At 30.2% G+C, this 25,069-nt stretch carries 18 protein-coding genes and 1 pseudogene; 18 read left to right on the top strand and 1 reads right to left on the bottom strand.

What is annotated here, in order from left to right; all coding sequences use genetic code 11:
* The first annotated feature begins 215 nt into the window (after window positions 1-215).
* From AC4G3L_RS01710 to AC4G3L_RS01650, 13 genes are all read left to right on the top strand, one after another.
* Window positions 216-1,835, top strand: coding sequence for a hypothetical protein (locus tag AC4G3L_RS01710; RefSeq protein WP_491075246.1), 1,620 nt, complete (start codon window positions 216-218; stop codon window positions 1,833-1,835).
* Window positions 1,819-2,349 carry a hypothetical protein gene (locus AC4G3L_RS01705; RefSeq protein WP_491075245.1) on the top strand — a complete coding sequence of 177 codons (531 nt, stop codon included), beginning with the start codon at window positions 1,819-1,821 and terminating at the stop codon, window positions 2,347-2,349. The genes AC4G3L_RS01710 and AC4G3L_RS01705 overlap by 17 nt, the downstream gene beginning before the upstream one ends.
* A complete protein-coding gene (locus AC4G3L_RS01700; protein ID WP_491075244.1) occupies window positions 2,350-4,797 on the top strand; it encodes an AAA family ATPase in 2,448 nt (815 codons plus the stop codon).
* Window positions 4,798-5,558: 761 nt separating this feature from the next.
* Complete coding sequence (locus AC4G3L_RS01695) at window positions 5,559-6,854, top strand: putative phage abortive infection protein (protein ID WP_491075243.1); 1,296 nt, start codon at window positions 5,559-5,561, stop codon at window positions 6,852-6,854.
* Window positions 6,855-7,101: 247 nt separating this feature from the next.
* Complete coding sequence (locus AC4G3L_RS01690; protein ID WP_491076218.1) at window positions 7,102-7,359, top strand: tyrosine-type recombinase/integrase; 258 nt, start codon at window positions 7,102-7,104, stop codon at window positions 7,357-7,359.
* A gap of 357 nt (window positions 7,360-7,716) precedes the next feature.
* The gene (locus AC4G3L_RS01685; RefSeq protein WP_491075242.1) at window positions 7,717-11,076 is read left to right on the top strand and encodes a hypothetical protein; all 3,360 of its coding nucleotides are present in this window, start codon (window positions 7,717-7,719) and stop codon (window positions 11,074-11,076) included.
* A gap of 713 nt (window positions 11,077-11,789) precedes the next feature.
* Window positions 11,790-11,978: a hypothetical protein gene (locus AC4G3L_RS01680; RefSeq protein WP_491075241.1), complete on the top strand. Its 189-nt coding sequence runs from the start codon at window positions 11,790-11,792 to the stop codon at window positions 11,976-11,978.
* Between the two features lie 757 nt (window positions 11,979-12,735).
* Window positions 12,736-12,900, top strand: coding sequence for a hypothetical protein (locus AC4G3L_RS01675; protein WP_491075240.1), 165 nt, complete (start codon window positions 12,736-12,738; stop codon window positions 12,898-12,900).
* A gap of 389 nt (window positions 12,901-13,289) precedes the next feature.
* Window positions 13,290-13,877, top strand: coding sequence for a hypothetical protein (locus AC4G3L_RS01670; RefSeq protein WP_491075239.1), 588 nt, complete (start codon window positions 13,290-13,292; stop codon window positions 13,875-13,877).
* Between the two features lie 784 nt (window positions 13,878-14,661).
* Window positions 14,662-16,515, top strand: coding sequence for a CHC2 zinc finger domain-containing protein (locus AC4G3L_RS01665; RefSeq protein WP_491075238.1), 1,854 nt, complete (start codon window positions 14,662-14,664; stop codon window positions 16,513-16,515).
* A 292-nt stretch (window positions 16,516-16,807) separates the two neighbouring features.
* Window positions 16,808-17,230, top strand: coding sequence for a hypothetical protein (locus AC4G3L_RS01660; protein ID WP_491075237.1), 423 nt, complete (start codon window positions 16,808-16,810; stop codon window positions 17,228-17,230).
* Window positions 17,231-17,393: 163 nt separating this feature from the next.
* A complete protein-coding gene (locus tag AC4G3L_RS01655) occupies window positions 17,394-17,624 on the top strand; it encodes a hypothetical protein (protein WP_491075236.1) in 231 nt (76 codons plus the stop codon).
* Between the two features lie 617 nt (window positions 17,625-18,241).
* A complete protein-coding gene (locus AC4G3L_RS01650; RefSeq protein ID WP_491075235.1) occupies window positions 18,242-19,681 on the top strand; it encodes a hypothetical protein in 1,440 nt (479 codons plus the stop codon).
* A gap of 224 nt (window positions 19,682-19,905) precedes the next feature.
* Here the strand turns inward: AC4G3L_RS01650 and AC4G3L_RS01645 are convergent, their stop codons facing one another.
* Window positions 19,906-21,081, bottom strand: a complete 1,176-nt coding sequence (locus AC4G3L_RS01645; RefSeq protein ID WP_491075234.1) for a hypothetical protein — start codon at window positions 21,079-21,081, stop codon at window positions 19,906-19,908.
* Window positions 21,082-21,226: 145 nt separating this feature from the next.
* Here AC4G3L_RS01645 and AC4G3L_RS01640 point away from each other — a divergent pair, with 145 nt between their 5' ends.
* The 5 genes and pseudogenes from AC4G3L_RS01640 (at window position 21,227) to AC4G3L_RS01620 (ending at window position 24,801) form a co-directional block, all read left to right on the top strand.
* Entirely contained in the window at window positions 21,227-21,865 is a 639-nt protein-coding gene (locus tag AC4G3L_RS01640) for an HNH endonuclease (protein ID WP_491075233.1), read from the top strand.
* Window positions 21,866-22,027: 162 nt separating this feature from the next.
* Window positions 22,028-22,297: pseudogene (locus AC4G3L_RS01635) on the top strand (HNH endonuclease); the annotation flags it as partial.
* Window positions 22,298-22,623: 326 nt separating this feature from the next.
* Window positions 22,624-23,202: a hypothetical protein gene (locus AC4G3L_RS01630; RefSeq protein WP_491075232.1), complete on the top strand. Its 579-nt coding sequence runs from the start codon at window positions 22,624-22,626 to the stop codon at window positions 23,200-23,202.
* Between the two features lie 179 nt (window positions 23,203-23,381).
* The gene (locus tag AC4G3L_RS01625) at window positions 23,382-23,714 is read left to right on the top strand and encodes an HNH endonuclease (protein WP_491075231.1); all 333 of its coding nucleotides are present in this window, start codon (window positions 23,382-23,384) and stop codon (window positions 23,712-23,714) included.
* 454 nt (window positions 23,715-24,168) lie between these two features.
* Window positions 24,169-24,801 carry a hypothetical protein gene (locus AC4G3L_RS01620; protein WP_491075230.1) on the top strand — a complete coding sequence of 211 codons (633 nt, stop codon included), beginning with the start codon at window positions 24,169-24,171 and terminating at the stop codon, window positions 24,799-24,801.
* Window positions 24,802-25,069 lie beyond the last annotated feature (268 nt).

The following is a 25,069-nucleotide window of genomic DNA, read 5'->3' as shown; positions in this document are numbered from 1 at the left end:
CTCTCTTTTTTTCTGTTTCCTTGTTTTTGGACGCTTATATATATTTGAGAAGTATGCTGTGAATCGATTAGAAAAACAATGGATTTATTTATGAACTATAATAAGAAAACTTTATAAATATGGTATAATATTCCTACTAAATAAAATTTAATTTATAAAGTTAATTTCTTGCAGGAATAAGAAATTAATCCTTTTTACAAACAAAGGAGAATAAAATGGTTAATTATTTTAATAATATATCCCTCGAAGACATTGAACTTATAAAAGAAATGGACATAGAAGAAAGAAAAGCGAATAGTTCAATCAAAGGATATTTTTTTCAAATCAACTTAACATTAAATCGTGTTTTATCATCTAATCGAAATGATAACAGATTCTATATAGAAAAAGTAGAAGATATACTGGAATTAGATTTAGTTAAAGAAGATGGAAAAATAAATATTGTTCAAATAAAACACCATGAAACTAAAACAGCGGATTCGAAATACACAGAACCTATACTTTATTTTTATAAAAATTTTCTGATTGCTAAAAGAGCAAATAAGTCGGATTTATTTAGATTTACATTAATAAAATATGACTTATCAAATGATAAAGAGGTAGAAATAATCTTAAATAAGGGATTGGCTTCTGAAGCGAAAAAGAATATACGGTTACAAAGGGATATAGCAAACCTTATAAAAGAAATAGGAATAGATAGCATTCTTTTAGAAAAGGAATTTATTTCACATTGTATGATTACTTCCGCCCTAGAATACAGTGAAACGGTAGAAGAGAATATAGACTTAATAAGTAGAATCTTTCTAGATGATAAATCAAAATCTAAAATGGCTAAAAATTATTATTCTTGGGCATGGACATATATTCTTGATAACTTTTCACAAAAAGACTTTTATATAACAAAAGCTATACTGCTTAATTTATTTGAAGAAAAAACAATTGAAATTCAAAACTTTATAACAGACAAACGGTGGAACGAAATGGATGGAGTATTTCAAAAGTTTGATGAAAAGTTAGATACCATTGGTTCTGATGTTAAAACAATAAAAAATAAGATGACAGAATTAGAAGTAGCTAAAAAAGAGAAAGAAGATAACGAAATAAATTATTTTCTCAGTAGTTTAATTGACAATTTAAAAATAGAAATAAATAGTGATTATTCTGATGACAAATCACTTTCAGGAGAATACTTAGCAGACGAGTTATTAGATGTTTTAGATGAGATAAAAGACTTTGTTATACGGGAATTTAATTTAAGTGATGAAAAAAAATATTATTTTTTATTAAGCTTATCTCCTAAATCTATTAATAAAGAAGCATTTTTAAAAGATAAGTTAAGAGTTATTATTCAAAATAAAGATATTTTTGAAACATTTTTTAGAAGACTACTAAAAATTTATTATTATAAAAAGTTTATAGAAAAAACGGTTGTGAGGATAGAGGAGTTATTTGCCATCGTTGGCAACGGACTTTGGATGTTGAGGAATGACTTTAATAATATGACTTATCATTTAAACTTATTGGGAGGAGAAGATAGAACAGTACGAGTTTCAGGATTAAATGCTCTAATGAAGAAATATATTTATAGTTATGATTACAATTTTCCGGATTTAATACTTTATAAAGGGAATAAAAAAGGGGAAATTTCTAAGATAGATATCAGTAAAGGTGAATCAAATGATATTAACACTGTAAAGAGAAGAATTGATAAAGCTAATAAAGAGTTACATATAAAATGTATGAATTGTTTAAAAGAAGAAGATTATAGTGAATACTCAGATAGTAAAAATATATTTACATTTGGATGTGTGATTGATTATGGAAATCTTAAGTAAGATTTATAAAGAGTTTGAAAATTATTCTTTTGTTGAAGCAAAATTATTAGAAACTAGTACATTTAACGCAAATTATTCAAATAATTACGAAATATATTTCATTAAATATATTGATGAATTAAACAACCCTGAAGATATCTGGGACATAGAAAATGAGATTTTTGATTACCAAAATAAAATCATACAGAACAGTAAGGCTTTAGCATATAATTTAAACTTTGTTATTGTCTCGAATAAAGTAGATTTAAAGACCAGAAGAATCTTAGAACAAGACAAATATACCTCTAAAAAAATCATTATTCAAATTGATACCTATGTTGATGATATTGAACTGCTTCCTTTTAAAGGAAAGTCCTTCTCGAAATCAGATATAAGTACAGACTTAGAGGAGTTAATTAAAGATAAACTAAAAAATATTAGTAGAACCGATAACATCATTACATTATTAAATAAGGATGAAATTTTAGAAGAAGACATAACTAGTCTGCTTTTATTATTAGGGGATGAAAAGTAAATGAGTAATAAGGGTTTTAGAATACTAAATGTAGAAGTAGAAAATTTCCGGGGATATAAAAATAAACTAGCTTATAAATTACCTATTGATAATAAGGTGTTTCTTTTCTCTGGGCCAAATGGTTATGGTAAAACTACTTTTTTTGACTCTGTTGAATGGGTTTTAACAGGAGAAATAAGCAGAGTCATAGATAATATTAATATAAAAAAAGATAAAAAAAATCCTACTGAACAATCATTAATTAATAATATATCTAATAAGGATAATGAAGAGTTTGCTAGTGTGACGCTTATTTTTATTCTGGATAATAATTTTTATGAAATAAAAAGAGTAAGCACTGCATATAAGCAGGATTATTTAAAAAGTAATACTAAATTATTTCTGAAAATTAAGAATGTATTTAAAGAAATTAGTGAAGAATGGATAGATGAATTACTCAAGGGAAATAATCCGAATTCTTATAAACTTAGTGAAAAATTTTCTAGCTATCACTTATGCTCACACGAAAAAAATTTAAAAATTCTTCAAAAAAATAGAGAAAATATACATAGTATGTTATCTATACTCTTTGGAGAAAACAAATTTTCTTTATACAGAGAAAACAGTAAAGAACTACTTGATAGCGTTACTAGATTAGTTAAGGAAAAAGAGGATGAATATACTCTCCTGTATAATTCAGGCAGAGAGTTACTACATCTGAATGAGGTTGATTCATTCGACCAATGTTTAGATAGTTATAATAAGTGGCTACTACCTAATGAGATAAAAATTAGTTATGAAAATTTAATGGAGGCTAATATTAGTCAAAAAAAGGGTATATTGACGGATATAATAGATATTATTAAAGATAAGGATAAGTTTGATAATTATAATAAATACTTCGATTATAAAACTAAAGAAAAAAAATACAATTATTTTGTAAGTGGAATAGAAAACAAATTTGAAAGAATTAGGGACATTGTGGAAGATAAAACTTTCAGTTTTATAAAAGTCGAGGAGGAAAGAATTAAACTTCTTCAATTTAAGGGTAGGTTTCAAAAGCTGTTTAAAACAATTAATTCACTAAAAATTAATAATATTAACGATGATTTTTTAAAGGTAATAACAGAATTTAATGATAACTATGAGTATCAATTTACTGGAATGAGTTTTGTTAATATATTGGAATTATCTTATCAAAAGAAAAAGCTTACCGATATAAAAAAACAAATTATAAGTGCGGAAGAGCAGAAGGAACAATTTGAACAACAAAATTCTGACTATATTAACTTTTTAACATATGTAAAAAAACATATTGATAATTCACATATTGTTAATGAATGCCCTCTATGTAATCAGGAAATATCAATAGAAATTTTAAGAAGTATAATTGAACAAAAACAAAAATCTTTTACTAAGTTGGAAATTCACCTAGCTAAATTAAAAGATGAGTATAAATATTTGGAATACGAAACTTTAATCTTGATGGAAAGTCTTATTAAAGAGTTGGAGCTTATTTTAGATTTTATAGATAATAAATTAAAGATTTATTTAGAAATACTCCAGAAAAAACCTGATATTCAACAGTTTGAAAAAAAACTAAGTAGTTATGGAGTGGAAATTAATGAATTCAATGAACAAACTTTAAATGAAGTTAGAGAGAGACTTTATAAAGAGTTAATTGATTCTTCATCTTCAATAAAACAGGAAGATTTTTTTGAAACAAGCTTAATAGAAGTGGGAAATTATATCTCTAATTACAAAGAAAAACAGGAGAAATACCGGGATTTAACTGAGAATGTAAGTTTTGAAATAGTTGAAAATAAATTAAAAAGCTTAAAGAAAATTATAGAGAATAGTAATTATTTAACATATAAAAAGAAAATAGAGAAGGTTAAAAATGAATTAGATATATTAAAAGAGAAGCAGAAAATGGTAAAGAATATTAAAAATATTGTCTTTTCTGCTGTTAATGAATTAGAAAAAAAATATAAGGATGACTTAGAAGAACCAATAAATTATGTATATAAAAAAATAAATAGACATAGTAATTTCACGAAAATTAATTTGTCCTTACCAAGTGGAAAAACCAATAAAAAAGTAGATGCTACTGTAGGTGAGAAAGGTAATATTATAAATCTATCAAATATATTAAGTTCGGGACAAATAACAACAGTTGCCTTAAGTTTCTTTTTAGGTATAGCGATAAAAAAGAGGTTCTCAAAATTTAATTCTTATTTCTTCGATGACCCAATCCAACATATGGATGACTTAAATATTTTATCGTTCATTGATTTATTAAGAGTGCATTTAGTGGATGAAAATTTTGCTAATCAGATTTTTATTTCAACATGTAATGAAGATATGGATAATTTAATGGTATCTAAAATGAAACATTTCAACATTGGGCTGACTAAATATACTTTTATAAATTATGCTGAGTATGAAGAGATTTCTTATAGAAGTTAATAACCACTGGGATTTTTATGAATGTATTAACAAACTTTGAGGTTTTAATAATAGTATTTATAACGCTATATAAATTATTAAAAGTTATCAGAAACCTTGATATATACATGCATCGTACCTCTTAAAAATTCAAATAAAGACGAGAATGTCCCAAGTGTGTAGGTCAGATTAATAAAGACACCAAGTATTTTAAAGAAGGAACTGCAAGAATTAATCTTTGCAGGTCCTTTTTTGTGTGGTTGTGATTTGAAAAATATCAATCCATATATTAAAGAGAGGATTTGCTAAATCATTCCTTGAAAAGGGACAAATGTGGCAATAATCTAAAAGGGCTTGGTCACAGTGATATTTCAATGACAACGAAAGTCTAGATTAGAGAGTAGTGACAATTAAGTGAGTTGTTGCTTTTCTTTTCGATTATTATCTAAGAACCTCTATTGCTAAATCCTAATCATTTATTTCTATATTTGGTTTATTTTAGAGTATGGGTTAGATAAAATGCTAAAAAACAAACACCTCAACATCCTAAGCAACTAGTTGAAGTTTGGTATTAAAAAGTTGCTAAACTATAATTTTATTCCTTTTCATCAGTTTAAAATATCTTCATCTCAATCAATCAAATCCAGTATCTTCTATTGGTCCAAAATAAATTTCACAAAGATAACTTACAATTTATAACAGTAAATGTAGATTTATGAATATTTTTAAAATAAAATTAATATGAAGACTTATACTTGAAGGGATATGGGGAGTGAACAAAATTGATTAGATTTTTAGTTATATTAAGTATTTTGGTTATTTTATTTATAGTTTCAATAATAATATTAAAGGTATTTTTAAATATTAGTATAATGGACAAGTTATCCAATTTTGGTATCTGGGGTTTTACTATTCTTGGAGTTATCCTGTTTATTACCGCTGGAATTATGCCTTTCGCAGTAAAGAATTATTATGTTTCTCGAATTGACACATACGAAAATTTGGTTGATATAGGAGCGGTAGGAGATTTCATTGGAGGTACAACAGTAGCATTTTTAACAGCTGCAAGTGTTGTCCTGTTATTAGCAACAATTATCATGCAAAGAAGAGAAATAAAAATCAGTCAGGAAAGTATTAGTCAGTTGGTTAAGCAAACCGAAGCAACTGTAAAACAAGCAGAGGAAGCTAGGAAAGAAACTCAAATTACTAACGATACAATGAAAAAACAACAATTCGAAACAACCTTTTTTAATATGATAAATTTACATCATAATATCTTAAAGGAAATTAAAATTGAAGAAAGTACAGGTAGAGCAGCAATTGAAAAAATGTATGCTTATTTAAAGCGTACATACCTAAAAAAAATATATAAATCTTACTCTACAAAATTAAAAAAAGAAGCACTTACAGGTGATATACAAATTTTAGATGATTTAATTAAACAATGGTATCTGGACTATCATTTAAATGAATATCTACATGAATCTCAAGAAAATTTAACACCTTATGATTATGAATTCTTTGAGTTTCAGGAAGCACTTGATGAAGGTCGAGATAATATATGGAATAGAAAAAAAGACGAACTTTTAAAGAATTATTCGCAAAGCATATTTGGGAATAGAGATAAATATGAGGAAATAATTGAGAGAATAGAATTTAAGTATTCAGTTAATAACATTACGAATATTTACATTGATAAGTTCGAGGAAAATTTTAGAATCAATCCTCTAAAAGAATTGAAAATACGGTCTTATGAGGAAGTATATAAAAGATACGAGAATGCGGTTGGACACTATTACAGAAATTTGTATAGATTAGTAAAGTTAATCCAAAATGAGACTTTCGCCTCTGATGAAAAAGTTAACGAGATAGAGAGACGGAAGTATAGGGGGATTATTAGAGCGCAATTATCATCTTTGGAATTACTAATGATATTTTACAATGTTGTTTATTCAAAGAAGGGTGGAAAATTTAAAGAGATACTTTTAGGTACCAACTTTTTTGATGACCATTTAAATATTGATGATTTTATTTGGAAAAATGATATGGAGGAGTTGTCTAACTTAGATATACTATAAAAAGTAATATATAAGGCAATAAAATATATAGGAGCATACAAAAATGCTTATTGCTGTTTATATCGGTAAGGTCTAAGAAATGGAATATATATGCAACTTATAATGTTCATCGGCTATTGATTTAATAATTAGAACTTACTAATCCTCTTGCACTATACGTTGGTTATGTCGCTTATGTTGTGTGAATAATATTATAAGAATCAACAATACAAGTAGTTCTTAAAGGAGACTTATTTAACTAGTATTCATTACTAAGTTTGGTTATAGGATAGCAACATCACCTAACCATAATAATATTGAGAAACGGTTAAATAAATATTCAAGAATGTATGATTTGGATAATATCAATCCACAAGCATTAAGGAGAGACTTAGCGAAATCCTTGCTTGAAAAAGGGCCGAATGTAGCTATAATCTCAAAAGCTCTAGGGCACTGTGATATTTCAGTTACAACAGATGTAAAAGATAGCGAACAATTTACATTCATATATATTATAGTACGATAAGTGACGAAACAAGAAGTTATTCACTCTTACTGAACTAAAATAGAAGACCATTAAGGAATATCCGAAAAAGGATATTCCTCTTTTTTTTAAAAAGGTACTTTAATTGTTTAATCCACTGATTAAAATAAAAATATTTCTACTTCCGAAAACATGATTTTATTTTGTCTATTAAATTTATTGTTATTCAAGCTAGCATACGAATTAGTTTATCCAGAAAAAGTTAGTTAATTGAAAAAATTAATTAAAAAATACCCCTGGGAGTAGAGTGAAAAAATGATTTTTTTCTTTATATATTATGAAAGCATATTTTGAATGGTAAATTCTCTCTAAATTTTCTGAACAGAGGGGTGAAAAATTATGGTAGAAGAGACAATGAAGGTAAACACAATAAAACAGGAAGGAGGTGAATCTAAGGGATATGTTTTCCCAGTTACACTATTAAACATAATAGAGGAGGACGGATGTAATAACAAAAGGATTATTACAAGTGGGAACAAATATTTTGGTGAAATATGGAGAGGAGTACGAGATTACAGCAATCAGTTTTTATTGTCGATAAAAGACATTGTAATGGAGTTCGGTTGCAATTGGGGGCTAGGAATAGCTTCCCAGTCCCTAAGCATGAAAAATGGCTTATATGACAAGTGGGGAAACCCTAACTATGATTATTTTTTGATTAAGTATCCAAAAGAGATTGCTGACCTTGAAGGAGATAAGTACAGAGTAGGTTTACTAATAGTTGTCGATGTAGATGATATGACAATACCAATGGACGAGATTTTAAAACGATTGAGAAAGATTCCTTGTTTCGGAGTTTTCTATACGAAAAGCCATAAAAGAGATGTAAAAAATAGTTTCAGGGTGGTATTTCAGATTAAAGAACCTGCTCAAGATAATAAGGAGTATAGGTTAATATATAGTGCGGTTTGTAAGCTATTAATTGATTATGGGATTGATGCAGACCTTAGATGCCATCCAAACCATCACAACATTGTCAGGGGTTCGGATAATGGATATGAAATCCTAAATGAGGATGCATTCTTATCAAAAAAGATTCTTGAATCGTACATTCAGCAGGTAAAAGAAGAAAGGCGAGTAAATAAAGCGGAAATTAACCATTCAGCCCCTGAATTCATTAAGTTATATGGAGCAAATGAGTTAGGCAAATTGATTATTGAATGTGTTAAACATATTGGATATTTGCCAAGTGACGGATGTGGAATAAACAGATTTACCGACATTGGATGGGAAGATTCAAGCCATTATAGAGTGTGGTTAAGTGCTTTAATCGCCATTGCTTATGCAGAAAAGCATGAATTGATTACAGAGAAACAAGGGCGAGATTGTTTAGCGATTATATGTGGAGAAGAAGGGGTGAGTGGTGAAGTAGAAAGCAGCTACGATAATTTTGTATCTAAGGAAAACATTAACGAAGAAATTACCTATAAAACAATCTTTAGTTTGGCATCACATTTGGGGTTTGTCTTTCCTAAGAAATTCAATCAGATTAAACGCTCATTAAAGGAATTCCAATTAAGCAATGAGGAAGATAAGAAAGTGTACAAAACGGATAAAGACAAGATTAATTTAGATTTATTATCCACTGTATATGATGAGGTGCTACTTGGAAAAAAAGCGATTTTGAAAGCTGGAACGAATACAGGGAAAACTAGCAATGCTTTAATAAATTTTGTTTATCAATTAGAAGGTAATTTTAATTGTCCTTATCCACTCCAACCTGATGAAGTAGAACGGATGAAAGAAGTATTAGACGAGATGAAAGTAAGGAATAATCTTGGGAAAGGAGGACACGACTATTTTGTATTAAGTACTCCAACAATAGCTATCACAAATAACTCAGTTAAAGGCATTGGAGTACCTGCCTATAATTCCGTATCAACTGATGATATGGTTATGTGTGTAGGCATGGGAAGAAAAGTACATTGCGTTACTTATGACAAAACAAGGAAACTGGTGAACTTAATTTTAGACTTTGATGATGAAGCGAGAATACATCTAATGATTGATGAAAGTCACTGTTTAGTGAATCAAAAAACATTTAGGGAAAGTACATTAGCAGACTTAGAGGAATGCTTTAATAAGGTTGTCAGCTTAACGTTTGTATCAGCTACACCAGAAAAACTATTAATGATTGATAATTTTGTTGATGAGAAAGTTCATATTCAAACATCAAAAGACGGGTGTCCTGCTCAAAGATTATTTTACATCCGGTATAAACATAATGACAGCAGAGACAAATATATTGCGAAAATCGTATCCTCTTTAGTGGAATTGAAAAAGCAATATCCGAATATGCGTTTTTTGTTTTTTGTGAAGAATCTTAGTTTGATTAATAGCATTATTACAGGATTAAGGGAAGTGGGAATAAAAGCGATTGGTTTGGATAGTGAAATTGTAAAGAAAAACGAGCAAAAAGAAGCCTACGATTCTATTCAGAATAAAAAATTCCCGGAGGGGTATGAAGTGGTGCTAACAACGAACTTAATAAGTGAAGGAGTTAGCATCTTGAAAGGTGAAGACGATAAACATGAATATTTCACTGGTATATTGGTAAACAATCATAGTAAATGGGACTACTTTGAAGTTCTGCAATCTGCTTCTCGCTTTAGATTTCCATACAAAAGCTTATTTGTGTTTGTGAAAGGAGAGCAAACAAGAGGGGAAGAAACGGTTTTTGGTAATGGATTGTATTGTGATTATATGGGCCTTTATAGAAAAAGACACAAAGGAGCAGAAAGGATTGTTCAGGAATTAAACAATGGTGGCGAGAATTTACTTAGAGAGTACCGTAAAGGAATCTATGAATGTAATTACTGTATTAAATTAAAGAATGGTATGTTCTATATAGATGAACTGGAATTGATGGAACATGTTATCAAAGAGGAAACCAATTATTGTGTAAATAGACCAAAAACATTTTTTAATATCTTGAAGCAAATATTGAACGTGCCACATGTGCATGAATGGGGAATAGATGATTTTATATATAGGATTGAAGACGGTATTTTTGAAGGAATTGAAAAAGTAGTTAAAGCAAAAAAAAACAAAGTTGAAAAGGATGCAAGTGTGATTACAGAAGAGATGTTTTTATTAGTAAAAAGTGACCCTGATAAAGTTAGCACTTTAAAACAGGTACATCCAGACCATCAATACGCACTAAAACGGCTGATTATGATTGATTGGAATGTAATTAAATGCCTATTCGATAATAATATGTTGAATAGTAAAAAAGCGGTATCAGGCTTTTATAAGAGAATAGTTCATCTAAATTTTATCACTCACTATTTCAATGAAAATGGAAGCTTCAAAGTAGACACGCAAGGCAATGCAACAACAGATGTAATTAGGTATCTGCAAAGTTACTTAAAAAAGGCGGATTTTAGCAAGGGAGGAAATAATGATATAAAGGTATTGACCCAAAAAGAGAAAGAAGAAATGTTTAGAGATATTGCGTTTGTTATAGGTGGAGATTCGCCAAAAAATATTGAAGAAGTGTTTAAGAACTATTTTGTTACTAAACAAAAATCAGTAAGGTTAGATGGTAATGTAGTCAAATGTACAGTAGTGTTAGGCTTGCTTAATGACGATTATTTAAAAGAAAATTACAAGCTGTCGAGCGATGATTTACAATCTGTTAAAGAAGCAATTGGAAACTTTGACGGGGTGAAAGATACTCTATATAAGCAAAATTATTAACAATAAAAGGTTTTGTAACCATTATTGCAACTTAAAATTTTAAAGATATTAAATTGTGATTTTGGTTACAAGCCACTTTTTTGCTAGTTTTCATGTTTTTAATTAACAGTGAATCATTTGTACAATAATTATAAGTAGTTTTAATGAATAAAAGAATGTGTTGTAAAGTAATAAAACTCCTAAGATACTGCATATTATATCAAAGCCCCACTCATTTTCCTTAAGTAAGAGGAGCTATTTAGCTAAAGGATGTTACACTTACCTCAGTACACGCTTAATCCTTTCATATTATATATTAAATTGAAGTTTTTAAATTTTAAACTTAAATTTAAAAAAATATATAAAGATTTCAATAACTTAACTCTATATTAGCTGGAAGCCTTAATATATTAGGGTTTCTAATAAATTATATTTAAAAGTTTAAATTTAAAACAAAAAATAATTAAGTTGAAATCAGTTGGTAAAACCTTATTATAATAGGGTTTTAATGAAATTTTTAAAATTTAAAAAATGGAAAGTTAGCTTTTTAAACTTTAAATTTAAAATACTATGTAGTTTAAGTTAAAGTGATATTATCCGGTCTTTAGAACCTTGAGGTTATATCTAGGAAAAGAAATGTGTGAATACTTTTAGTCAATAAGACATAGTTCGAAGTTTTAAGTAAGTGTTGAAAATGGGTATAATATAGGTGTATATGAGAGGGGATGGCAACTATGAGTGTACACAAAAAGAAAAAACATAAAAAGAATAACATGAAAAAGAGACATGACAAAAACAAAGGTTTGAAAAAGAAACGTCATAAAAATAAAGCACCAAATAGAAATAGATATGCAAATGTAGGAAGTAGTATGGAAGAATGGGAAGATTGGGACAGAGAAAACTTAGATATTGGAGACGAGTAACAAAAACTTCTTTGACGTAATAAGTTAGTATTAAGAAATTTACTAATGTTTTAGTCTAAATATTTCTCATAATGTTTCTATTTTATATTTTTAAATTATTGTCAATACAAAGTAAATGATATTTATATAAAAATGAAAATTGTAAATAAAGACCTATTTCAAACGAAATAGGTCTTTTAATTTCGTGCAAGTTTTAGCTTGATTAAGTACCGGTGTTCTTGTGAGATAAAGAACACTTAAAGATGGTTAAGCAGCATGACAAATTATAAAGAGGACTTACTATAGTTATCTTCAATTTCATTAATATCTTTTTCGCTTAAAAGTATAATCCTAGGGTTTGGAGAAGGCCATTTAGGTAATATTATCGCTGGGTTTAATGGTTCTCTCGCCTCATAAATAGCAAAAAAATTGTTATCTTCATTGGTAAAATGTGTGACTTTGCCCTTCTCAACGATTTCTCCTGTTGGAATTAGGTATTAATAATAGTTAACCGCTTCACTTTCTATCAATCATGCACCAACATTTATATGAAATTTCCATGAATATTACGGGATTAAATTACCATTAATCAACTAAAGAAAGCGTTTTAACTTTTTAAAAACAAGGAATAAATCTTATATAATAATTTTCTGAAATAACATTTAAAAATAGTATTGAATGACTTCAATTACCAATTCAATAGGGAATGATAAATAATCATGTGAAAGGAAGCGAACAATCATGAAAGCAAAAATATATTAATAGTAGTCTTAATGTAATGGTATTGGTGATAGTGGTACAAGGTTGTGAAGTGGCTAAAAATGCTGCTCAGAATGAACCGCAAGCAACAGAGAATAGGAACGAGCAAGGTATAGAACGGCAGGAGGAAGCCACAGAGTCACAGGTTGAAGGGGTTCAGGTAGATGAAGAACTAGGAAAGTAGATTATACTTTCGATATTGAATTTGTTGAACAATCTATAGAGGAAGATTTAATAGAATATGGATATGACCAACTAGTTAAAATGGAAACTGAATACATTGAAGCAAATGGTTGTACACTACAATGTTACTCAATAGTAACAACACAAGATGCAGAAGACTTTTTACTTAATTTGTTTTAGAAACATATGGACAATTTCTTTCATTAAACGTAACGTCACCAGATTATGATAAACCATTAGGAGTGCAATAAGTTAGAAGCGATAAGAACAAACAGTGCTTATCCTAATTGACAAAGTGGAAGCAGTTGAGATGGGACTTATATAGTAGAGAGGAAATCGAGATTATCGCAGCGCAGGGCATACAATCCATTATCAAAGGAGATGGACAGCATGGAAAATAAAAAATATGTTGTTCAAGAGTCTACAGGTTTTATGGATGATATGAAACACTTTTTAAGTTGGGCGAAACCAAAAGTGGTAGATATTTGGAAAAATCAATTGACATTAGCGGGTAAGATTGGGATAGGGGTTTTAGTTGGTGTAATAGCCGTATTAATAGTTGGTACCGTATTCAATGGAGAAGAAAAATCATTTGATGAAAAACTTGAGGATAAGCTAGGTGCAGAAGTGACTTTAGTTGATTCAAATTCTTATGAAGAGTATTTAGGACATACATCAGGAGATTTTGACAGAGTAACAGACCATAGAAACGTAGCAGAATACGAAGTAGAAATGGAAAATGGAAGTATTGTGACAATCACTGAAATACACACTTATACTAAAATTGCAAAGAATGAGGGAGCGGAATACCAAGATGAAGACACTTTTTATAATATCGAGTCAGTAAATAAAGATATGGTTTATGATGTATATGTAGGAATGTTAGAAGAAGGAGAATTTAACGAAGACACAAATTTACACTATAGCGAAATTGATTATGATTCATACAATGGAGTTTATATGATTGTTGCAGATTGACCCGCTCTCAGCGGGTTTTTTCTTTTCTCTAATTGAAGAACGGAAAGGTAACTATTTCCCCCTTATTTTTAGATTTTTTTGACATAGATAAGTGGGCATAAATCCAATGTAATTAGAGAGAAAAGGCTGTCAGTGATTGTAAATTTACTTGAAAAGGTGTATCTTATTTTCGCTTAGTAGAAAGCAATCTTTAGGAGTGGAAATATCGTGTATATTAACTCGACTTAACACGTATTCATTCATTCGTCTGTATAAAAAATATTTTGAACGGTCAAAACTAGATTTCATGTGGGTTTATAAAGGTTATTCATTGTTTTCGGATAGGGTTTCTTGGTGGAGTAATTATAAAAAAGGGAGCTTTAATCTTATGAAAGCACTTTTACAAGATACTAGGAGCGCACTAGATAGTCTTTTGCAGTAAGAACTCTTCAATAAACAAGGGGGGAATATATAAGCTTGCGTTTTTTAGATTTTTTTTTAGATGATTGAATAATTTAGTTAAACAGAGTTTTATGTTCAAGTGATTAGTATTAATAGATTAGAAATTCATGTGAGTGTTTTTTTAATTGATTGTTTAAGCATACTATTTCTATTGTTCAGTAATTAAATATATTGCTCTATTTTACTCTTATTTTATTGCTATTAAGTACTTTATTTAATTAACAAATAATACACAAGAACTCTGTATGAAAAAACAGAACAGAAGAATCAAAAGAGAGAATTTTAAAGAAAAGAAGTAAAGGGATGTAGAAAGGAAATAAAACAGAGCAAAGGGGATGAGGAAATGAGTAGTTTAATTGATTTAGATTCTAAAATGTTAGTGACAGTGTATGTAGATAATGAAGCATTTACACGGAAACCAATTGGAAATGAAGCAGAAGCAATTTCAAAGAGAATAGCACAGGTGGAACAGAAGAAGACCATTTCTATTAAACAATTAGCGGAATATTGTGGAGAAGGTAGAACAATCTTATTAGGATTATTCGATAAAGAGCAAAGGAAGAAACAGTATTTTGTTAGCTGTCAAGTTTTAGCATTAGACTTTGATAAGTTATCATCTGAGAAAGAAAAAGCAGAAATCCTAAACCATCCTTTCATACAGGATAACGCAGTCTTTTGTTACGAAACATTTAGCAGTACACCAACTAATCCACGCTTTAGAGTAGTTTTTGTGTTAAATACTGCTCTTTCATCAAATGACGCAGTAACAATTGTTTATGAGAAATTATTAACCTTGTTTCCGCAAGCTGATAAATTAAAAGATAGTACAAGAATGTTTTATGGTGGAAGAAATCCAATGGAGATTAACTATTATAATGTACTGGATGCCAACTTTTTAACTTATGTGGAAGGTGGAAAGACGCAAGGTAAACAAATCAAAGAGAAGAAACAAGATTCTAAACCAAAAGAAGAAGACTTTAGAATTTTAGAAGTGGAAGAGAATTATTTACCTAGAGTTAATTATGAAACACCTACATGGAAGTATATAATGTTAGGGGATAAGGAATGGGTAGTAAAAGAACGCTTAAAACGGTTTAATGCTATAGTCAGAACAATGAAAGATGCAGAACGCTATTTGAAAACTATAGACATGAGGATTATTTTAGATTTACCATCTGGCAATTTTAAAGACCTATTTCATAAAGAAAAACATCCTAGCAGTCAAATATTCAAGACTTATAAAGGTGATTTTTTATATCATTGTTTTAGCGATAATCATAAAAGAAAATGTAATTTGATTAAACTGGTAGCAGACTTAAAGGAAATCACTTATACAGAGAGTTTAGTATATCTAATGGATATGTTAGGTGTGACTGTATCCAATGAAGAGACAAGCCATATCATTAAATCTGTCAATTATTTTTGTAATATTTTGAATAGTGATGGTTTGAATAAAATATATCCAAATATCTATAAGATTCTTGGAAAGTATACAAAGGAAGTATGTGTGATTCTCGAGTTATTTAGTAAATCTGTTTATGAGTCAAAGGATGTACAAGTAAGAATATTAACCCAATATAGTACGAATATTCTAGCTAAATTATTATACAAGGATGAGAATAAACACGGATTTGTAAATAAACTTCTAAACTTGATGGTTTATGCTCACATAATTACAAAATTAAAAGATAGCGAAATTCCCAGCTCAATATATGTAGTTTTAAAGAAGATTCAGAGTGCAAACAAACAACTTATGAGAACAGATGTTTTTGAACTAACAGAACTAGGAGCGGATTTCTTAGACCAATTAGAAGTTAAATGTAAACGTATGAGGGAGTATGGAATTAACGTGAATACAATTAATAGAAATGTCATTGGACGATTAGAAGGAAAAGAGATAGCTGACGCTATTTATTGTCAAATGGAAGGAGTATTAATCAATGAGGAAAGTGAAATGATAACTAACATTGCTACAAACATTCTACCAATAATACAGGAACAGGGCTTCATCTTAGAAGGCGATGTATTCGCATTATTGAAAGAAAGGAACATATCTAAAAGTAAATACAAACAATTGATGCCTAGTATTCTAGCTGGATACAGTCTTAAACGTATTAGAGCAACTAAAGACGTGCAAGCGGAATATGGTTTATCCTCCTTAGAGAAATCATACCCAATGATAATTATCTTAGATTAATAATAAATCATATACAGAGATATTTAGAAACGCTTCATTGAATTTTCAGATGTACCACATAAAGCCTGCTTTTTCTTTTGTCTTTTAATAGGCTTAGAAATGAATAGAAAGCCATTTAAGCTATTTTAGAAGAACTTGAGAGTTAGTTAGTAGTTAGTGGTATTAGAGTCTATAGAAGTGAAAATAAAGCGCTAAAAATTGAATGATTGGAATAAATTACACGTTATTATTTTGTATTAAGTGGGGTAGTTGAAAATATATAAACCCAATTCTTGTGAAAGGATGAGCAAAAATGAATAGTAAATTTAGAATTCATTGGACTAAAGAAAAGTGTAATGAATGGTTAGCTATACATGGAGAAGGAACTAAATTACTTAGAGAATACACAAATAATCAGGATGAATTAACATTTCAATGTAGTTGTGGAGAAACTTTTCAAAGAACATGGAATGAGGTAAAAGACCAAAAACAATTTAAATGTAAAAAATGTGCTATAAAAAGTAGAGTAGAAAAAACTAAAAAATGGACTAAAGAAAAGTGTAATGAATGGTTAGCTATACATGGAGAAGGAACTAAATTACTTAGTGAATACACAAATGGTAAATTAACATTTCAATGCAGTTGTGGAGAAACTTTTTCGAGAACATGGAATAGTATAAATTCCAATAAACAAATGAATTGCTCTATATGTTCAGAGCGTGACAGACGAATATAAGGATATTAAAGATGTTATTTTGAATAGGGATGTTCAGGAAGTAAGTTTCTCAGTTGTATGTTCAGATGATTTCTTTTGTCATGTTTTTACTTCTTTTTTTTATAAGATTTAACATGATTTATTCTCCTTTGAAAGAGCTTCAAAGATAAAGAGGTGGGTAAAGATGGAAATTCTAGAACTAGAAGACCTAAAGAAACTGGATGACATTGAATTAATGGACGTACTAGAGGCATATAACGGGACAAGTGCAAGGGAAAACTATACTAAAGTTTTAAATGTACTAGTCAATGCAGGATACCATAAGCGTAAAGGTATGTATATATGGGAGAACCCAGAAAGAGCGGTAAAATTCATTTTCCGTATAAAGTTAGATGGTACTATTAATATTTCTTGACCCTTCCAGAGACTGGACGGGTTTTTTATTTAGATGCTACATGGATAAATATTAATATCAATCTTGCATACTATGCAGGTGAGAAAGTGTTTTTTCTATACGTTAAAGTGTGTACTTAACTTCAGCTCACTCATTTTTGAAATTGTTTCCTTTTTAGTCTTTACTAGTTTTAATGTGTCCACTATTTTTTACCAAGGTAGGGGATTTCAATTAACAAAAGGTGTCAATCCTTTTTATTCCTGGTTCTCTTAACCGATTATGCTGATATTTGAATAATACGAACATTTGTTCTATAATGGTTATATAAATTAGGACAAAAGTAAGTGGTTTTAAATGGCGTTAGTGAACATCATTAAGGAGATTCAACAATCTAATACAGCAGACCAACTTCGTTTGAGTGCGAATGGTAAAGAGGAAAAAGAAACTTAAAAGCTACTAAAAGTCTACACGTTTAATTGAAGTAAGGTTCGTTTTATATAAACAAATACTGAAATAGAGAAGCTAATGTTCCAATGAAAAGGACAAAAGGATTTATTTTTATTTCTTTCTTTTAGGATAAGTGGGGTTACATAACTTTAAGGTAGATAAATAAATCATCTAGAAGGGAGCAGGCTTAAATGAAAAAGCTAACAGTAGAAGAAATCAGAGGAAAATTAAACAGTGTGGGCGTTGAGTGGATTGGAGATGAATCAGAATATAAAAATACTCACAGTGTTTTAACCTGTTTATGCTCACAATGTAACAAAGAACCTTTCGAGCGGAAATATCGGGATATTATTTATGATAATGCGCATAAATGTGATAAATGTAGAACAAGAAGAAGAAGGACGGTTGAAGACGTATATAAAGAATTAAATCATTTAGGGGTTCAGTGGATAGGAGATGAATCAGAGTTTGAAAATTGTTCAAGTGATTTAACGTGCTTATGCGCTAACTGTAAGAAGAATGAAATCAAAAGAAGTTTTGAGCGTATAGTTATACGAAATCAGGTTTTATGCAGAGATTGTGCAGGAAACAAGAAGAAAACGCCACAGGAAGTAAAACGGATATTAAATAATTTAGGTGTTCAATGGGTTGGGGATGAATCAGAATATAAGGGCAATAAAACCGAGTTAACCTGTTTATGCGCCAAATGTAAGAAGAATGAAATCAAAAGAAGTTTTCATTGTCTGACTAGAAAAGGACATGAACAAATTTATTGCTATGATTGTAGTAAAGTATTGAAATTTGAAAAGCTGAGGACACCTCTAGATGTTGTTAAACAAAAATTAAATGAACGGGGAGTTGAGTGGATTGGAGGAGAATATCAAAACATACGAAGTAGATTAACTTGTTTATGCGCTTTTTGTCATGTTACCCCATTTACTAGACCATATGATGATATTGTTAGGTTAAAACAGATTTATTGTAACGATTGTTCACTAAGATTGAACGCCGAAAAAAGGTCCTTAGCACCATCCGAAGTTCGGGAAAAGCTTAAAATTTTAGGAGTGAACTGGATAGGAGCAGATGAAGAATATCAAAATTCTCATAGTTTATTGACTTGTTTATGTACACAATGTAATAAGGAAACTTTCCCACGCGTTTATGCTAGTTTTTTAGGTAGAGCAAATACGGGGAATGTAGGGACGAGATGCAGGAAATGTACTAAGAAAATAAGTACAGGTGAATATAATATGAGGTTATGGCTTATAGAACATGGATTAGAAGAAGGCGTTGATTTTGTTTATGATAGAAACATATATCCGGAATTGAAATATAACGGAAAAAAATTAAGAAGTGATTTTGTGTTATTCTCCAATGGGATACCTGTAAAAAGTTATGAATTAGACGGAGACCAACATTATGAATTTAAAGAACTCTTTCATGGCACACTTGAAGGTTTTGATAAAACGAAAAAGAGGGATAAAATCAAAAAAGAGTATTTTGAGAAACAGGGTATACCATTTGTACAGATACCTCAAAAATATTTTGGGATGAATAAAATAGATAAAATATTGTCAAATGATAAAGTGATTCAAATAATAATAGCAAAGAAAAAAGAGAAATATGATTAATCACTTAAAATCGCATGAGCGGTTATATTATTTATCGTTAAAATGATGCATTCGTTCCTATACCATATATAATTGTAACAACAATTTGTAAGAAACTAATATTGTCTATATGACAACAGCCTATAATGCAAAGTTTTTATTATTCTATTGAAATATTACAAAGAATCCCCTCCATGGAAGGGGATTCTTTTTGATATATAGAAAGGCCTCATTACCATAATAAATCATGATGTTATATGTGCTTCTATAGAGCTCTCATTATTTCTTATCCAATCACCAATTGTTCCTGTTTCCTCAATCTTGTTAAGTAATTTTTTATCGGGAAATTGATTATTTAGACTACAATTACAGCTTGAACAACTTAGATAAAGATTATCTGGATGATGTTTTATCTCGTTATAAAACCCATATGTCCTACACCAATCTTGAAATATGATATGACCAAAATTAATCTTATTATTCGGAAAAACACTAAATGGTGTATCGCAGTCTGGGCATCTTTTACCCATATTTTTAGCCCAATTTTTTAAAGCTATGCTTTTAGGCCCGGATTTCACTTGGTTATAAGACCATTTATTTACTTTCGTACTGTCTAACGGAACTCTTATGGGATACTCATTATCTACTACGTCTAAATTCATGAGTTGTTCAATTGCCTTATACGCTTCTTCCCTAGTAATCAATTGAAGCCTCAATGGGTTAGTTAGTCTTTTGTTACTAACGATTTTATCGTTTTTAGGTAGTTCTATTACTTTTGCTGGGCAGATAAAGTATACATGTTTCAATTCATCATTTATTTGGTGTTCGAACCAAACGATTGCTAAAACAATCAAACTAATTCCTAGGTTTTTACTTAAGAACTCAGTCCAACGATGACGAACCAAACCTCTCACATCACGAGGAGGGAAATATGTAAACCTACCCATATCGTCAATATTGTCATTATAGTTTCCTATTGAATGTCTTATCCCTAAAATTAATCTTTGATTTGGCCCTAATAAAACACCTTGTTGTTCATGTTTTAGTAATCTACCTATTTTATTGTTTGAAGGAATTAATTGCCCTCCGTTATTAGAAATATTACTAAGTTCGTAGAAGTTTGCATTTGCTGATTTTAAATCCCAAGCAATTTTGAATGATTTAGGGCTAGATGCTAACGTTAGATATGTCCTTACTTCATTATAGTGTTTTAGAAGGTCACTCTTAATTAGGTCACTCTTTTTTTGGTTAGCTACTATTTTTACAGACTCATCAATATTATTCCTAGTTAAAGATACATCTTTGGGATTTTTACTATTCTGTATTGTTATTGTATGTAATGTTATTTTTTTTGAAAATTCATTAGTAAAGTCATTAATGCTCTTTTCTAATAGAATATCAAGTTGGCTCATTCTGTTCATTGTTTTCCCCCTTGAAATAATAATGACTAGCTCCCGCTATTTATATATATTAATATTATAAGATATATTCACACTCAGTGGGCATTTTGAACCAATTCTTAAAAATAATAACCAGAGAAAAAAGTTAAAGAGATGAGGGAAAATAATGGCTCAACCTAGGCCATGGCTTGATGAAGTGATTGATGCTCTCAAGGAGCTTGGTGGGCATGGTACACTTCAGGATATTACGGAAAAGATTATTGAACGGAATATAATGGACTATAATGCTAATCTTTTATTTAGAGAGCGTATAAGGGGAACGATATACAATCATACTAGTGACGGTACTTATTATAAAGGGGAAGTTGGAGGAGAAAAGGATATTTTTTATTCAGTTTCTGGACTTGGCAAAGGTCATTGGGGATTAAGAAACTATGAGCCAACCGAGGAGACAGTTGATATTACTGAGGACGATATGGGTTTTGAAGAAGGAAAAAGGAAACTGAAACAACATATAGTTCGAGAGAGAAATCCTCAAGTTATTAAACTGGCAAAGGAACGTTTTAAAGCCAAGCATGGAAAACTTTTTTGCGAGGTTTGTAGCTTTGATTTTTACGATTTTTATGGAGAAATTGGAGAGAATTTTATTGAAGGCCATCATGTCAAGCCTGTTTCAGAATTAATGGATGGCGAGAAGACAAAAGTAGAGGATATCGCTTTAGTTTGTTCCAATTGTCATAAAATGCTTCATAGAAGAAGACCGTGGCTTAAAAAAGAAGAGCTGATGAAACTTATAAATAGATAGTAAGGACTGGGGAAATATTCTGTCATTACTTGTCAAAGTTAGATTATCTCGAATCGAAGGTTGTTGTTAGTATTTTTGGTGTACTTACCAGTGTGACACCATCAATAATGATGGACCTTCGATGATACAATCTCTTATGGAGTTAACAAATAACGAATGAGGGGTATCCACTTGGATGAACGTTTACTTGTTGCTAGTCATATTAAGCCGTGGAGTCAATCGAACAATCGAGAACGTTTAGATGTCAATAATGGGTTACTACTTTGTCCAAATCATGATTCCTTGTTTGATAAAGGTTTTATTAGTTTTGTCAACTAGTTTAGATGAAACAACAAAAGTCTTCCTTAATGTCAATGAAACTATGAGACTTAAGTTAAATGACAGTCAGAAGGATTAATGGAATGGCATAGAGTGAATCATTTCAGGTATTAATTTGCTGAAATTTATAATGTGTAACGGAGAAGATAAAGTAAAAGCCACTCAGTTATATGAGTGGCTTTTATGTATACAGGAAAAAGGGATTATGGTCATTGCCATAGTCCTTTTTCTTTTTATGGACATAATTTCTTTTCGCTTGATTTCGCTTACATCATTTAGTGAAGTTAGTAGTTTTAGAGTCAATTCAAGTGAAAATGAAGCGCTTATATGGGAAATGTAGAAGTTGAATAAAGGAAGGATTTATACATTACAAGTTTGTATTAAGTGGGGTAATAGAAGGTATATAGACCTATATCTTTCTCAGAAAGGAATGTAGAATTATGAAAGCGCAAAAAATCATTATTGTGGGAATGATAGTCGTACTAGCCGGATGTGTAGGAAGAGCAGAAGAAATGAGCAATGTAGCCAAAGAGAAGCAGAAAGCGCCAAAATTGGAGTATATTAATCTAGCTGAAATCGAAAACTTTACTATTCAGAGCGGACATCGATTGAAAGGTGAATCACTTAAAGAGCAGTATTTGAAACAATGGGAAGCCGAACAGCAAAAAATCAAGGAAGAGAAAGAGCGTAAAGAGGCAGAAGAAAAAGCACGTCAAGAAGAGGAAGCTAGACAAGCAGAACTAGCCAAACAGCAGGAAGCAGAACAAGCTACAGACCCTGCTAACATGTCACCAGTGGAAGTTGCACAATGGGAAAACGCCAATTATGGAGATGTGCATGACAGAGCAAATGACGGATGGGGAAAAGCACATACAAATTGGACAGATGAACAATACTACCAATATTTAAACGCTTTACGAGATGACCTAAAAGGAAGCGGAGACATTCAAACACAAGACTATTTAGAAGCAACACTATATGGAACAATTGACGGACAACCAACCGACATGTATCAGTAAGAATAAACAGTAATAGTAGAGGAAACAAAAGCAGAGACAGTAGGGGAAGAGATGTCGGATGTCTATTACGAGTGTCCAATGTGTGGAGGAAATTTTGTTAGAAGCAAAAAAGTAAAAAAATATGGTAGTCAGATACTTAATTTTAAATGGAAAGTAGCTGAATTTGATAGGTTGCGAACTTGGAGAGTTTTTTTGAAGGGCATCATATCATACCAGTATCTGAACTTAAAAAAGATGTTACAAATGTAAATGATATATTATTAGTTTGCTCTAATTGCCATAGAATGTTGTATAAAAAACGTCCATGTTTAAGGATAGAAGAGACAGACGGTGAAATAATCGAGATAGACCTTTTTAATAACAATTCAAACTATAAGATGAAAAGTTATTTCTTTTGTGCCAGTGAAGTTATATTTGATTTACAAGTAACAGATGATGACCTTTTCGCAAATTGGGAACCAAAAGACTCAAATGCAAGTGTGAGTGTAATGGAAAAGATGGATTTACAATAGCGATTATTCTTCATATTTATGAAGGTTTAAAAGTATTCACAGTAACTAAAAACTAGAATTTCAGGGGAGTATCTAATGAGATATTCCCTTTTTTTATGTAAAGAACATTTATGAATGAGGAAGAAAAATGATAAATGTAGATAAATTATTGGAATCATTAGCAAGGCAGTCAATATTCTACATTTGATATAGTCAATAGCTATTTTTATGTCTTTTACTAAAAAATTTTTAATCATTCATGCTCCACATTATAAATCACCCTTATTTTGTATTTATTAGCTGATTAATGATTATTTTAAGAGCATATTTAACCAAAATGAATTTTTAAAGAGAAAGAATCTTTCTCGACTAATGGGCATTTTTATTAATGAAAAATGCAAAAAAAAGGGGGTGATTAGTTGTTTGTGAGCTTTCTATATATGTATAGATAAAAAAAGAAAGGAAGTGGTTTCAAATGAACATTAGAGAAAAGTTGCGAGCGTTATCAAAGGGGTGTACTAATTATGAAAATACTGGCTACAAAAAGATTAGGTTTTATCAAATGAAAGAAGGTATTAATACAATTCGTATTTTGCTACCAATGGAGAGTAACAAAGAATTTTATCAGATGGTATGGGTTCATAACTACGTGGGACCAGATAGCAAAAAACAAGTGGTATGTCCATATAAAATGGAGGGTAAGGCCTGTCCAGTATGTGAGAAAGTTAAAATATTGGAAAGTGGTAAAAAGAAAGATTATATGCTAGCAAAGAAAATAAAAGCCAAAGAGAAGTATTATTTCAATGTGATAGATACTGGTTTGGAATTAACCAATCCTTTGAGTGGTAAAGTGCAAGTTATGAGTGCTGGAATCACTATATTTGAAGGTATACTTGCTGCAATTATCGAATCTGAAGAGACAGATTTAAGTACAGGATTTGATGTAACCATTTTAAAGACAGGGACAGGATTGGATACAAGATATCATGTATTAGGCAGGCAAAAGGTTAAACCAACCAATGAGCTGATTGACCTTTCCATATTGGCTAAACCAAAAAGCTATGAAGACATTGCATATTTGCTTCAATATGGTTCTTATCCTCAATGAAACCTCTTAAGGACTAACAAAACGTCTTACAGTCCCCATATAATCAGCTAGGCTGATTTGGTTCTTATAATTGTAAGCAAGTAGGGGCAATAATATCACAAGAAAAAATACTTAACAGGGAGAAGGGGATATTGCCTAAAAAATCCTACATTCAATTTATGGCTTAAGATTTAGAGTCTTCCTAATTCACATGGAAGGCTTTTTTGGGGATTTGTTATAACATTTGGTGCCATACCGAAGGAAAATAAAATACTATACGAGCTGTGTG

The organism is Bacillus sp. z33, from assembly GCF_058313615.1.
This window is presented reverse-complemented; position numbering and strand designations above follow the sequence as displayed.

Excerpts from the sequence above, each read along its gene's own strand:
- AC4G3L_RS01710 (WP_491075246.1), top strand. The coding sequence starts at position 216 with ATGGTTAATTATTTTAATAATATATCCCTCGAAGACATTGAACTTATA.
- AC4G3L_RS01705 (WP_491075245.1), top strand. The coding sequence starts at position 1,819 with ATGGAAATCTTAAGTAAGATTTATAAAGAGTTTGAAAATTATTCTTTT.
- AC4G3L_RS01700 (WP_491075244.1), top strand. The coding sequence starts at position 2,350 with ATGAGTAATAAGGGTTTTAGAATACTAAATGTAGAAGTAGAAAATTTC.
- AC4G3L_RS01685 (WP_491075242.1), top strand. The coding sequence starts at position 7,717 with ATGGTAGAAGAGACAATGAAGGTAAACACAATAAAACAGGAAGGAGGT.
- AC4G3L_RS01680 (WP_491075241.1), top strand. The coding sequence starts at position 11,790 with ATGAGTGTACACAAAAAGAAAAAACATAAAAAGAATAACATGAAAAAG.
- AC4G3L_RS01675 (WP_491075240.1), top strand. The coding sequence starts at position 12,736 with ATGGTATTGGTGATAGTGGTACAAGGTTGTGAAGTGGCTAAAAATGCT.
- AC4G3L_RS01670 (WP_491075239.1), top strand. The coding sequence starts at position 13,290 with ATGGAAAATAAAAAATATGTTGTTCAAGAGTCTACAGGTTTTATGGAT.
- AC4G3L_RS01665 (WP_491075238.1), top strand. The coding sequence starts at position 14,662 with ATGAGTAGTTTAATTGATTTAGATTCTAAAATGTTAGTGACAGTGTAT.
- AC4G3L_RS01660 (WP_491075237.1), top strand. The coding sequence starts at position 16,808 with ATGAATAGTAAATTTAGAATTCATTGGACTAAAGAAAAGTGTAATGAA.
- AC4G3L_RS01655 (WP_491075236.1), top strand. The coding sequence starts at position 17,394 with ATGGAAATTCTAGAACTAGAAGACCTAAAGAAACTGGATGACATTGAA.
- AC4G3L_RS01650 (WP_491075235.1), top strand. The coding sequence starts at position 18,242 with ATGAAAAAGCTAACAGTAGAAGAAATCAGAGGAAAATTAAACAGTGTG.
- AC4G3L_RS01645 (WP_491075234.1), bottom strand. The coding sequence starts at position 21,081 with ATGAACAGAATGAGCCAACTTGATATTCTATTAGAAAAGAGCATTAAT.
- AC4G3L_RS01640 (WP_491075233.1), top strand. The coding sequence starts at position 21,227 with ATGGCTCAACCTAGGCCATGGCTTGATGAAGTGATTGATGCTCTCAAG.
- AC4G3L_RS01630 (WP_491075232.1), top strand. The coding sequence starts at position 22,624 with ATGAAAGCGCAAAAAATCATTATTGTGGGAATGATAGTCGTACTAGCC.
- AC4G3L_RS01620 (WP_491075230.1), top strand. The coding sequence starts at position 24,169 with ATGAACATTAGAGAAAAGTTGCGAGCGTTATCAAAGGGGTGTACTAAT.